Annotated in this window: 10 protein-coding genes; 3 read left to right on the forward strand and 7 right to left on the reverse strand. The window is 63.2% G+C overall.

The genetic code is table 11. The features are described from left to right. Nucleotides 1-61: 61 nt before the first annotated feature. Together L6D89_RS00195 and L6D89_RS00200 are read right to left on the reverse strand one after the other, a co-directional pair. Complete coding sequence (locus tag L6D89_RS00195) at nt 62-1516, reverse strand: gamma-aminobutyraldehyde dehydrogenase (protein ID WP_373874917.1); 1455 nt, start codon at nt 1514-1516, stop codon at nt 62-64. 335 nt (nt 1517-1851) lie between these two features. Next, nucleotides 1852-2763, reverse strand: coding sequence for a LysR family transcriptional regulator (locus L6D89_RS00200; protein ID WP_045209919.1), 912 nt, complete (start codon nt 2761-2763; stop codon nt 1852-1854). Between the two features lie 251 nt (nt 2764-3014). Here L6D89_RS00200 and L6D89_RS00205 point away from each other — a divergent pair, with 251 nt between their 5' ends. From L6D89_RS00205 to eco, 3 genes are all read left to right on the forward strand, one after another. Further along, nucleotides 3015-3734, forward strand: a complete 720-nt coding sequence (locus L6D89_RS00205) for a tellurite resistance TerB family protein (protein WP_236198388.1) — start codon at nt 3015-3017, stop codon at nt 3732-3734. 165 nt (nt 3735-3899) lie between these two features. Next, complete coding sequence (locus tag L6D89_RS00210; RefSeq protein ID WP_236198389.1) at nt 3900-4688, forward strand: tellurite resistance TerB family protein; 789 nt, start codon at nt 3900-3902, stop codon at nt 4686-4688. A gap of 112 nt (nt 4689-4800) precedes the next feature. Beyond that, a complete protein-coding gene (gene eco, locus L6D89_RS00215; RefSeq protein WP_236174683.1) occupies nt 4801-5283 on the forward strand; it encodes a serine protease inhibitor ecotin in 483 nt (160 codons plus the stop codon). Nucleotides 5284-5381: 98 nt separating this feature from the next. Here the strand turns inward: eco and L6D89_RS00220 are convergent, their stop codons facing one another. The 5 genes from L6D89_RS00220 to L6D89_RS00240 form a co-directional block, all read right to left on the reverse strand. Further along, nucleotides 5382-7358 carry an O-linked N-acetylglucosamine transferase, SPINDLY family protein gene (locus L6D89_RS00220; protein WP_236198390.1) on the reverse strand — a complete coding sequence of 659 codons (1977 nt, stop codon included), beginning with the start codon at nt 7356-7358 and terminating at the stop codon, nt 5382-5384. 105 nt (nt 7359-7463) lie between these two features. After that, nucleotides 7464-9527 carry a tetratricopeptide repeat protein gene (locus tag L6D89_RS00225; protein ID WP_236198391.1) on the reverse strand — a complete coding sequence of 688 codons (2064 nt, stop codon included), beginning with the start codon at nt 9525-9527 and terminating at the stop codon, nt 7464-7466. A gap of 732 nt (nt 9528-10259) precedes the next feature. Continuing rightward, entirely contained in the window at nt 10260-11054 is a 795-nt protein-coding gene (locus L6D89_RS00230; protein WP_236198392.1) for a glycosyltransferase family 2 protein, read from the reverse strand. Nucleotides 11055-11159: 105 nt separating this feature from the next. Then, nucleotides 11160-11360 (reverse strand): cysteine peptidase family C39 domain-containing protein, encoded by a 201-nt coding sequence (locus L6D89_RS00235; RefSeq protein ID WP_236198393.1) that lies wholly within the window; start codon nt 11358-11360, stop codon nt 11160-11162. 379 nt (nt 11361-11739) lie between these two features. Beyond that, a complete protein-coding gene (locus tag L6D89_RS00240; RefSeq protein ID WP_236198394.1) occupies nt 11740-12645 on the reverse strand; it encodes a LysR family transcriptional regulator in 906 nt (301 codons plus the stop codon). Between the last annotated feature and the right edge of the window lie 31 nt (nt 12646-12676).

Genomic DNA, 12676 nt, shown 5'->3' on the forward strand with positions numbered 1-12676 from the left:
CGGGCGCGCCGATTCGCCGGGGTGCTTTCTTATGGACCGGCGGGGGCGCCGCCGGGGTCGTTCAATCCAGTTGCTGGCCGTGGCGCGCCATGATGTGGCGCACCACGCTGTAGTCCTGCAGCGAATCGCTGGACAGGTCCTTGCCGTAGCCCGAGCGCTTGAGCCCGCCGTGGGGCATCTCGCTGGCGAGCATGAAATGGGTGTTGATCCAGGTGCAGCCGTACTGCAGGCGGTTGGCGATCTGGAAGGCCTTGTCGAGGTTCTGCGTCCACACCGAGGAGGCCAGGCCGTATTCGGAGTCATTCGCCCAGTCCACCGCCTGTTCCAGCTGATCGAAGCGGGTCACGGTGACGACGGGGCCGAACACTTCGCGCTGGACGATCTCGTCCTGCTGCTTGCAGCCGGCCAGCAGGGTCGGCTGGTAGTAGAAGCCGGGGCCGGAATGCACGGCGGCGCCGGTAACGCGCTCGATGTGCGGCTGGCCGAGGGCACGCTCGACGAAGCTGGCCACGCGGTCACGCTGGCGGGCGCTGATCAGCGGGCTGATCTCGTTATCGGCGTCGCGCTTGCGGGCGAAGCGGATGCTCGCCACGGCATCGCCCAGCTCGGCGACGAGGCGGTCATGGATACCGGCCTGGGCGTAGATGCGGCAGGCAGCGGTGCAGTCCTGGCCGGCGTTGTAGTAACCATGGGTACGCACGCCCTGGACCACGGCTTCGAGGTCGGCATCGTTGCAGACGATCACCGGCGCCTTGCCGCCCAGTTCCAGGTGGGTGCGTTTGAGCGTGCGCGAGGCGGCCTGGAGAATCTTCTGGCCGGTGACGATGTCGCCGGTGAGCGAGACCATGCGCACCTTCGGGTGGCTGACCAGGTGGCTGCCGACCCCTTCGCCGCCGCCGCAGACGATATTGATCACGCCCGCTGGGAGAATCTCGGCCAATGCCGGCGCCAGCGCCAGGATGCTCAGCGGGGTGTGTTCGGACGGCTTGAACACCAGCGTGTTGCCGGCGGCCAGCGCGGGGGCGATTTTCCACGCGGCCATCATCAGCGGGTAGTTCCACGGCGCAATCGAAGCGACTACGCCCACCGGGTCACGGCGCACCATGCTGGTGTGGCCAGGCACGTATTCGCCGGCGAGCTGGCCCTGCTGGCAGCGCACGGCGCCGGCGAAGAAGCGGAACACGTCGGCGGTGGCGGGGATATCGTCCTGGCGCGCGAGATGCAGCGGCTTGCCGCAGTTCAGCGATTCCAGTTGGGCGAGATCGTTCGCGCGCTTGTCGATGGCATCGGCGATGGCCAGCAGCGCGGCGGAACGTTGCGCGGGTGTGGTACGGGCCCAGGCGGGGAAGGCACGGTGTGCAGCGGCGATGGCCTGCTCGACCTGGTCGATGGAACCGTCGGCGATGCTGGCGATGGTTTCGCCCGTGGTCGGGTTGATGATCGGCTCGGCCATGCCTTCGCCGGCGACCAGTTGGCCGTCAATCAGCAAGGCGTTATGCAGGGTTGCGCCGGTCATCTTGGAAACTCGTCTTTTATCTGTCTTGTTTTCGGGGGCCATGTGCGTGCTCCGGCGTAGGGGCGGTGCCCGGAACTTGGCCCTTTGGTATGGGACGAGAGACTAGAGTCCGGACGTGGGGTCGACAAATTCTAATTACTGAAAGCGCCGTTCGATTAAATCGAATGCTGTAAGCCTCTAGATCGCAAGGCGTTTTGCCATTGCGTAGCGGCTTTCGTATGGCGCATAACGCTGCAAGCGTTATCCGCCATCCATTTTCTCCCGGTCCATTTGGCGGATAACCGCGAGCGGTTATTCGCCCTACATTGGCTCGGCGTGTTTGTGTAATCCGGTCCTCAGATCGACAGGCGTTTGGCGTTGGGCTGCTCGCGGGCGACGGTGAGGAATGGGTCCACCAGCGCCGGTCGCGCGGTGCCGCGACGCCAGGCCAGGCCGACGTCCAATGGTTCGGACAGGTCCACCAGCGGCCGCGCCTCGATGATGTCGCCTTCCAGCGACCAGGGACGGTAGGTCATGTCCGGCTGGATCGACAGGCCCAGGCCCGCCGCCACCAGGCTTCGCACGGCTTCCACCGAGGCGGTGCGCAGCGTCACCTGCGGCACCAGCCCGGCGCGCGACCAGATGCGCTGGGTGTGCAGGCCCATCTCGTCGGCGTTCAGCTGGATCAATGGCTCGCCCGCCACATCGGCCAGGCCGATGCTGTCGCGTTCCAGCAGTGGGTGCTGTGCCGGCAGCCAGAGGCGGTGCGGCGAGTGCGTGAGCACCTCGGTCTGCAGGGCGTGGCGGTCTTCCAGGTTGGAGAGGATCAGCACGCCGACGTCGATCTCGCCGCTCACCAGCAGGTGCTCGATGTACGGGCGCTCGTCCTCCACCACGCGGGTCTTCACGTTGGGGAAGGCGCGCTGGAAGCGGTTGATCAGGTCGGCCAAGTAATAGCCCGCTACCAGGCTGGTCACCCCGATGGTCAGGCTGCCGGCCACCTGGTCGGTGCTCTGCTGCAGGCTGCGCTTGGCGTTCTCCACGGTGGCCAGGATCAGGTGCGCCTGGCGCAGGAACTGGTGGCCCTGGTGGGTCAGGGTCATGCCCTTGGCGTGGCGGTCGAACAGACGCACGCCGATCTCTTCTTCCAGTTGCTGGATGGCCAGTGTCAGGGTCGACTGGGAAATGAACACCGCCTGGGCAGCGGCGGAGATCGAGCCGGTCTCGGCGACGGCGATGAAGTGGCGGATCTGGCGGAGCGTCATCATGGGCGTTTGGCCGCTGGCGCGCGGAGCCTCGATCTAGAGCCTTGTCTAGCCGGTCTCGGCGCATTTCATTGTTGATTATCGAAAATCTATAGGAGCATTCTTTTTAATCGAATGGAAGTTGCCTATTTGCCCTGCGGACCCGCCGAGAAAGGCCCGCAATATCCGGAAGCACTCTGCAACTCCGCTGTCACAAGGCTGCGAGCTAGAGTCGGAGGCCTGACTTTTCATCTCGATAGCTAGTGGAGATCGCCATGAACACACGCGGCCTGCTTGACCAACTGCTCAAGTCCGGGCAGGAACTGATGCAGAACAAGGGCCTGGCCCAGCAGGGCGGCGGCCAACCCGCACAGGGCGGCAGCAAGGGTGGCCTGGACCTCGGCAGCCTGCTCTCCGGCGCCGGTGGCGGCGCCCTGGCGGCGGGTGCGCTGGGCCTGCTGATGGGCAGCAAGAAGGCGCGCAAGGTGGGCGGCAAGGTCGTCGCCTATGGCGGCCTGGCGGCGCTCGGCGTGCTCGCCTACAAGGCCTACGGCAACTGGCAGCAGAAACAGGCCAGCGCCCCGCGCGGCGAGCCGCAGACCGTCGACCGCCTGCCGCCGGCCCAGGCCGAGCAGCACAGCCACGCCATCCTGCGGGCCATCGTCGCCGCCGCGAAGGCCGACGGTCATATCGATGATCGCGAACGCCAGCTGATCGATGGCGAGATTGCCAAACTCACCGGCGACCTCGAGCTGCAAGGCTGGCTCGACCGCGAACTGGCCAAGCCGCTGGACCCGGCCGAAGTCGCCCGCGCTGCCACCAGCGAGGAAATGGCCGCCGAGATGTACCTGGCCAGCCTGCTGATGGTCGACGAGACCAACTTCATGGAGCGCGCCTACCTCGACGAACTGGCGCGCCAACTGAGCCTCGATGCGGGCCTCAAGGTCGAACTGGAAGCGCAGGCGCAGAAAGCGCTGGATGCCGTACCCGCGTAAACCCGTGACCACCCTCGCAAGCGCTGGATAAAGCTCGCGCCGCGCAGCAGTCTCCGTCGTTGGGCGTCCCGTCCATTCCGGGCCGGCCGGCGGACGGCGCTGGCGCATCGGTGTGGCGGGACTATCGTTGCCCAACGCACACCGCGCTATGGCGAGGGACTGGTCATGAACACAACCGATCTACTGGAACAACTGCTGCGGGCCGGACAAGGCTCGGCAGCACAACAGCAACAGGGCGGCGCCGGTGGCGCGGACCCGCTCGGTGGCCTGGGTGGCTTGCTCGGTGGGCTGCTGGGCGGCGGCGGTGGCGGTGGCCTCGGTTCGATTCTCGGCGGCGCTGGCGCAGGTGGCTCCGGCGGTGGTGGACTTGGCGGTCTGGGTGGCGTGCTGGGCAGCATGCTCGGTGGCGGCGCCAGCACAGGCGGCACTCCCCAGGGGCGTTCCACGCGGGGCGGCGTCAACTATGCCATGCTTGCCTCGCTGGGCATGATGGCTTACCAGGCCTATCAGAACTGGCAGCGCCAGCAGAGCGCCAATCCCTCCCAGCAGCAATCGCTGACTACTGTCGACCAGCTCGACGGCCCCGAAGCCGAGGCGCACAGCCATGCCATCCTCCAGGCGATGCTGGCAGCGGCCAAGGCCGACGGTCGTATCGATGAGCGCGAACAGGCGGCCATCCAGGCCGAGTTGCAGCGCCATGCCGGCGAGCCACAGCTGCAAGCGTGGATCGACGCCGAAATGCGCAAGCCGCTCGACGCCGCCGATGTCGCTCGGGCAGCCCAGGGGGACCCCGCGGTAGCCGCCGAGATGTACCTGGTCAGCGTGATGCTGGTAGACGACCAGCAGGACACCGAGCGCACCTACCTCGACGAGCTCGCCTACAACCTCAATCTCGACCCGCAGTTGCAGGCGCACCTGGAACAGCAGGCGAAGGCCGGCGGTGAAGTAGCTTGATACAACTCAGGGCATGGCTGTAGGAGCATTCGTACAATCTGACGGTCAGAGAGGCTCGGACGAGCGCACCCGCGCGGTGTGCTCGCCCTTCAATTTTCTGCAAGGAGGCTTCATGCCGTTCGCTCGTTTCGCCCTGCCCGCCGCGCTGCTGCTCAGCGCCACCGCCACCCTGGCCAACGCCGCCAAGCTTGAAGATGTCGCGCCCTATCCCAAGGCTGATGAAGGCTTCGTGCGCCAGGTCATCCACCTGCCCAAGCAGGCCCATGAAGAGAACTTCAAGGTCGAGATCCTCGCCGGCAAGACGTTGACCGTCGACTGCAACCGCCAGCGCCTGGGCGGCACCCTGGAAGAGAAGACCCTGGAAGGCTGGGGCTACTCCTACTACCGCCTGGACAAGGTCAGCGGCCCGGCCAGCACCCTGATGGCCTGCCCGGAAGGCAAGAGCAAGAAGGACTTCGTCCCGGTGATCGGCGAAGGCTTCGTGCTGCGCTACAACAGCAAGCTGCCCATCGTGATCTACGCGCCGAAGGACGTCGAAGTGCGCTACCGACTCTGGTCCGCCTCCGACAAGGTCGAGCACGCCCGCGCGGAGTAACGCCCCAGCGCTTTGCTCTCGTAGGAGCGAGCTCGCGAACAGCTTTCCTCAGGGCTCCAGCGTTGGCTGGGTTCGCGAGCAAGCTCGCTCCTACAAAATTAAGCTGCCACCACAACCTCTGGACGCTCTTCCGGCTTGCTGCAGTGGTGCTCCCAGATGCGTCGGTACAAGACTTCCAGATCGCGGGTGAAGCGCGCTGTGTCGAACAGCGGCGATGTCATTCTCGCTGCGCGCAGCCGCTGGCGCAGGTCATCGCGTTTCGCGTGGTCCAGGGCCAGCGCCTTGAGCCGTTCGAAATAGTCCTGCGTATCGGTTGCCACCAGCTCATCGAACCCGTGCGCCTTCAGCAGGCTGCCCGCCACTCGGCTGGTGAACGTCTCCCCGAGCCGAGTCATCAGCGGTACGCCGACCCACAGAGCATCGCTGGCGGTGGTGTGCGAGGTGCAGGGGAAGCTGTCCAGAGCCAGGTCCGCCAATGCCAGGCGTGCCAGATGTTCGTCCTGCTTCAGCCGAGGTGCAAACACCAGGCGCTCGGCGTCGATTCCGCGCGCCTGTGCTTCCCGGCGCAGGTTGTCGCAAGCTTCCGCCGCCTCGGGCTCCAGCAGCCACAGAACGCTGCCGGGCACCTCCCGTAGCAGCCGGCACCAGAGTTCGAACTCGTCGGGATTCAGCTTGAGCAACTGGTTGAAGCTGCAGAACACCAAGCCGTGTTCCGGCAGCCCTGCATCGATGCGACTGGCGTGATCAGCCAGCGGCCGATTACGGTCATTGGGCTGGTAACTGTGCGGCATCAGCGCCAGGGTTTCGCTGAAGTGCCCGGCATGTTCGGCCGGGGTCACGGTGGCATCGCCAATCAGATAATCGGCCAACCGCGGATGACCCAGGCTGCCCGGATAGCCCAGCCAACTGACAATCACCGGCGCCGGACGCCGCGCTGTGATACCCAGGCGCGCCCCGGTGGTGTAGCCCTTCAGGTCGACCAGAAGGTGCAGGCGCTGCTCGGCGATCAGCTTTGCTGCCGCCTCGTCGGACAACTCGCGCAACTCATGGCGCGGCAGGCCGGTCGCGGCAATGCGGTGGGTGAAATAGTCCTCACGCGGCGGGCTGTAGTCGAACAGCTGGATATCCACCTTGGCGCTGTCATGCGCTTCCAGCACGCCCATCATCAGGTGCATCGTCGCGTGGCCATAGAAGTCGCTGGACAGGTAGCCGATGCGCAGCCGTCCATTCTGCTCGGGCTCGACGGCCAGCGGTGCGGTGGTGAGTTCTCCAGGCCAGTTCGACTCGGCAAAGTGGTGACCGGCATCGCGGTGCAGCTCGGGAGTCAGTGCCGGCAGGTTGATCAGGCTCCAGGGATCGATGGATTCCTGAGTCGGATTGCCCAGTTGCTGCAGGGTGGCGGCATCGGTCGCGGCCAGTTGCGGCCAGCTGGCCAAGGCCCGCAACACCCACTGCAATTCGGCCCAGCTACCGGCCTTGGCGAACCAGCCAGCGGCGTCGGCGAAGCGCTTGCCGTCTTCCAATGCCCTGGCAAATTCCAACTGCAATTCGGCACTGCCGGGACTCAGCGCCAGGGCGTGCTCGAGGAGCGACATCGCCTCTTCCTGCCTGCCCTGCGTGCGCAAGAGATTGCCCAGGTTCTTGTAGGCCAGCAGGTAACCGGGCTGGCTGGCAATGGCCTGGCGATAGAACTGCTCAGCCTCGGCGTAGTGACGCTGGTGGTCGAGGAGATTGGCCAGGTTGTTGGCCGCTTTCGCGTTTCCGGGTTGCAGGCGCAGGCAGTTGCGCAGCGCCTCCGAGCTGGCCGGCGTGTCTCCTAGGCTCTGCTCGGCCAGGGCCAGATTCAGGTAGCAGGAGGCGTCCTTGCGCACCCCCAGCGCGCGCTTGAACAGCTCCCGTGCCTGCGCAGCCCTTCCCAGCATCAGGCAGGCGGCGCCACACAGGTGCAGTACTTCTGCATCGCGGGGCTTGGTCCGTAGCAGCTGTCGCGCCATGGCTTCGCTGAGCTCAGCGTCGCCGCTCTGCAGCGCGGCCAGAACGGATTGCGCGGAAAGGGTAGGACGATGTTGGCGCATGCTGTGCTCCGAAAAAGAGGAGGCTGGGCCTCTATTCAAGTTCTCTGGGGTGAAATTGGATGCCGGTTACTTTCCGGCTACCTTCCGGTTACGCCCGAGCGGATTTCATGCCGGCGCTGAGCGCCTGGTGAGATCGATGGTTTCGCGCCGTCCGATCCTGGCCTGCTCGTGCATGGCGTTGAACAGTTGCTCGAGTTGAGCGGCGAACTTCTCGGGCTGGTACAGCACCGAGGTCGTCAACTGCTCGCCGAGTCTCTGGCGAATCGCCTGCCGTTTGGCGGCGTCCTTGGCCAGTGCGATGGCCAGTTCCACATAGTCACGACGGCTGGTGGTGCACAGTTCCTGCAAATTCAACGCGTGCAACAGGCTCCCAGCCATGCGGCTGACCAGCGTTTCGCCCATGTAGGTAACCAATGGCACACCGGCACGCAGGGTATCGCTGGCGGTGGCGCCGGAGTTGTAGGGGAAGGTGTCCAGGGCGATATCGGCGAGGGCGAGCCGCGCGCGATGTTCCGCCAAGGGTTTGCGGGCGGCAAAGACAATGCGCTCTGCCGCGACGCCACGCTTCCGGGTCTCCTTCAGCAGATTGCTGCGGATGACCTCCGAAGACCCCGGTGCTATCCACAACACGCTGTCGGGAACATTGCGCAGAATTTCGCACCAGTCGTCCCAGAGCTGCGGCGTCAATTTAAAGACCTGATTGAAGCTGCAGAAGACCACGGCGTCGTCCGGCAAACCCTCTTGCGACCGTGGTGGTGGCGGGGCCAGTGGCGTCAAAGGGCAGTTCGGCTGGAAGCACTCGGGCATCAGCGCCAGTGCCTCGCTGAACTGCCAGGCATTTGCCGGCGGCGTGGCAATGGCGTCGCCGATGATGTAATCCGCCAGACGAGGCTCGCCCAGAGAGCCCATGTAGCCAATCCACGATGCAATGACGGGGGCCGGCCGCAAGGCGCAGATGCCTGGTCGGGCATGGGTGGTGTAGCCGGTGAGGTCGACCAGGATATCGATCCGGTCATCGCGAATCAGGGTGGCGACTTCCTGGTCCTCCATACGGCTGACGACCGTGAAATGGTCGGCTGCGGTGATCAGCTGGCGTCGCTCGGCGTCATCCACCTCCGGGCCGTAGGCATACAGGAATGCTTCGAAATTCTCCCGGTCGTGGGCGGCAATGACCTGGGTGACCAGATGAGCCACCGGGTGATTGCGAAAGTCCGCCGACAGATACCCCACCCGCAGGCGCCCGTTGCGGGCGCTGGCAACCGCGGAAACCATGGGCGGCGCCGCCAGCGCAGCGGCCCAGCGGGTGCGGCCAAACAGACCCGCCAGGCGGCACTGGGTGGCCGCGTCGATTTCCGGCCAGGCAAGCAGATTCAAAGGCTGGAACTCGCTGGAATTGCCCTGTGGCAGCGCGGCCAGGAAGTCGCTCATCGCAGGGCCCTGGTTTTCGTCCCAGTCGGCGAGGCCGCGACGCAGGCCGAGGGCGCGGCCAATGACCTGGAAATTGTTCGGCTGCAGGACGAGCGCCTGCCGGAGGCTGTTCAAGGCATCGTCCGGCCGCCCACTTCGCTCAAGAATGTCCGCCAGATTGAGGTGGGCCTGGAGGTAGTTTGGATCGTGGGCGATGGCGGCGCGGAAGCTCTCCTCTGCACCAGCCTTGTCACCCAGGATCGAGTCGAGCGCATGGCCGAGGTTGTTGTGCGCATTGGCGTAGCCAGGATTGGCCGCGATCGCTTGTCGGTAGCACTCCAGCGCTTCCTGGCGACGCTCGGCCTTGAAGCTGTTCTTCAGGATATTGCCCAGGTTGTTCCAGGCCTGCGCTGCCCGCGGATTCGACTGAACAGCGCGGCGATAGGCTGCTTCAGCCTCCGGCAAGCGGTGCATGGCGGAAAGCGTCAACCCCAGGTTGCTGTGCGCATCCGGGTTACCCGCAGCGGCTGCGGCTTTAAGGTAGCGCTCCGAGTCGACAAGGTCGTTATTCAGGTAGCAGACAACACCGGCGTAGAGCAGGGCACCGGAGTGCCGTGGAGCCAACCTGAGCAGCGTTCGGCATGTCTCCAGCACCTGGTTGTACTGATTGGCCTGGTAGAGGGCGCCGACCTGCGCAAAGAGCGCGTCGACGCTTCGGGGGGAGCGCTGTCCGTGGGGCTTGGCGGGGTGAGAACGCTTCATGTGCAAAGGCCTGTTCAGTGACGTCGCGAAGCGCAGGCAATGCCGTCTTGGCCAAGTCCAAGCTTCCGGGGACGAGTGCTTTGAAAGCCGGAATGGAGGAGCTTCTTGGCAATGGTCCGGGAATGGCCAGAGCGATGCATGTTCCGGGACGTCCGGGACGGAGGATTCGTGCCGAATCGGTTGCGCTGAGAGGATGCGCAGGCTTGGCGAGCGTTGCTGTCAGGGTTTTCTGGAGCTTGTTCGGAATTTTTCTTTGAATGGCGCTGCTCTCCAGGTTTTGGCAAGCCGCAGCCCGGCGGAACGTCCAGCAAGTGCGTGGGCAAGCGTGGTGCGCAGTGAAGGGCCAAGGGCAAGCTCGATAAGCCAAGGCTCGGGCACGGGCCAAGCTCGAACTCCGGCTTGGCCATATGCAGATGCGCTTCTGTCTGCCGTCGAAGGATGCGGCACAGATCCTCACGCCGATTGTTCTGTCCAGTTTGTAGATGGTGAGCCGATACTTGCTGGCGAGTGCAGGATAGGTGCGTCTGTAATGCAGGAAATGTCTGTGGCGAAGTGTTCGCGAAAGCAAAGATTAGGAAGGAACTGTAGAGTGCTTTTAGTCAGTTGGCTTGATTCTGAGGGCGCTCAGTGTCGAAATCCGTCAGAGAAGTGCGGCCAGTGCAGACCGCATTTTGCGGTCTCCCCGCTGATTCTATTGGCACCCCGATCTTGCTAGGAATAACTTTTCCAAACTCAATTTGGTTGTTGTATGTGTGCCATGTTTTTGACCGCCTCGCGAAATTCTGGGAGGTGGCGTGAGACGAGTTTTTCAGGCAGAAGAGACTGAGGGAAACTGACGGATGTGTTTGTCTTGTGAGTAATGTGGAGGCACAATCCCGTTTCGTCCGCAGGTAGGGCAATGTTTACTCCGCGATCGCGTGCGGCAATCGCGAAAAGTCCGTCCTCATTAAATGAGACCGGCTCAAATGGTTGCTCAGTCCATAGTTTTTTTTTGTAGATATAGCTAAATCCAAATCCTAGATGGTTGTCAGAGAATTTTTTATAATTCACTGGGAAATCAAGTGCTGTAACCGGGCCGCCATCCCATCGAAAGTGCAGGCCACTTGTATGCATCAAGTCCCAGTATGCGAACTGCTTTAGGTGAGTGTTATAAAGGAAGAATGCACTTAACTTGACAAAGTCAGGTCCGTGATTTTGCATTTGGCTAAGCATGGCGTTGATATAGTCTTTTGCGTAGATATCATCGTCATCGAAGTGCGAGATAATTTCTCCATTCGCCAGTTCGATTGCTATGTTGCGCTTTTCGCCAATGGAAGTTCTCGCAGGTAAGTGACGGTAAATGACGCGCGGGTCATTCAGGCTTGTCATAAAAGCACTCGGCTGCTCACTGTCATCTACGACAATCCATTCGAGTGGCGAATAACTCTGTGATTTAAAAGCCCTGTAGGTGGTCGGTAATAATTTCTCTCGATTCCAGGTGGGTGTTATGATGCTTACGAGAGGGTTTTTAGATATTCCAATGGCCAAGTTATATGATTCCTGTTTTGGGGTTTTAAGTTGTTTTTGTTAAAGAGCTTCGAGCATGTTTATGGGTTTTCTTTCGTCAAGTGAGTAGAAATCTTGAATGTTTATCTAGCTTCTGCGGAGTAGTCCCAGCTGGCGAGCGGCGAGGAGCAGTTGATCGCGACCGAAAAGCTGCGAGCTGTGCGCCAGTTCGTGCCGCAGTTGTTCGGCGCTGGCGGCGATGCCGTGAAAGCGGGCGAGGGTCACCAGACATTCGAGGCCGCTGTCTGTTGGATTGGCAGGGGCATCCGGCTGTTGCGGAGCGTTCATCTTAACTTCCTGTCAGCGATGGCCGCGCAGGGGCGCTACCGGGACAGGGACGTTATGTTTGTTCAGCCTTGGTTCAGCAATACAAGTGTGGTGAAAGGCTCTAAATCAGACATTTCAGACGGCCAGTCGCTTTGAATCGGCGTTGAGTGCCAGCTTCATCCCGGCCCTTATGAGCAAATTTTCGGAGGACGGGGAGCGGGGAGCCGGTTCTGTCTGAATTGGCAGTGGTACGTGATTGGCAAGATTGCTTGGCCTTTGCCCGGCTTCGCTTTGCAGTTCAATGCGCGTCGCAGTCGCTGGGGCTAACCTAGGCGGACGGTTAGGGCCAGGAGCTATCCGCGCTCGTGGTCGGCGGATAAAGCGTTCCGCTTTATCCGCCCTACGCAGGCACTGAGGTTTTCCCGCCCACCAGAATTCCCTGTTCCCGCCCACAGACTTCCACCAGGAAATCCCACACCAACCGCAGCCGTACCGACCGGTGCAGCTCGCGGCGGGTGCACATCCAGTATTCCCGTTCGATGAACTCCTCTGGCAGCACCGGCACCAGTCGCGGGTCGTGCAGGCCCATGTACTGCGGGAGGATGGCGATGCCGATGCCGGCCTGGGCGGCCTGTTGCTGGGCGACCACGCTGGTGCTGCGGAACACCACCTGCGGGTGGCGACAGAAGCTGTGGTGGAACAGGAGTTCCTGGCTGAACAGCAGGTCGTCGACGTAGCCGATCCAGGGATGTTTGCAGAGGTCTTCGCGATCGCGCAGGGGCGGGGCGTTTTTCAGGTAGGCAGCGCTGGCGAACAGGCTCAGGCGGTAGCGGGTGAGCAGGCGGCTGATGAGCAGGTCGGCGCTGGGGCGTTCCAAAGTGATGGCGATGTCGGCCTCGCGGTTGGTGATGCTGACGAAGCGCGGCACTGACACCAGCTCCACTTCCAGGCCGGGGTAGCGCTGCATCAGTTCGCTCAGGCGTGGGGCGAGGAACATGGTGCCCAGGCCTTCGGTGACGCCGATGCGGATCTGCCCCAGCGGCGAGATGGCCTGGCTCATTTCCTCCTGGGCGAGCAGGGCGGTGTTCTCCATGGCCTCGGCGTGCTTGAGCAGCGCCTGGCCGGCCGGGGTGAGCTGGTAGCCGCCGGTGTGCTGGGCGAACAGCTGGGTGCCGAGGTCGCGTTCGATACTTTCGATATGCCGCGCCACCGTGGCGTGGGTGGTGCCCAGGCGCTTGGCGGTGGTCAGCAGGCGGCCGCTGCGATGCAGCTCGAGGAAGTAGCGCAGGTCATTCCAGTCGAACATGGGCGGCTCTCGTTGGCAGAAGGCGCGCTGT

Source organism: Pseudomonas pseudonitroreducens (assembly GCF_021603645.1).
Classification (GTDB): Bacteria; Pseudomonadota; Gammaproteobacteria; order Pseudomonadales; family Pseudomonadaceae; genus Pseudomonas; species Pseudomonas pseudonitroreducens.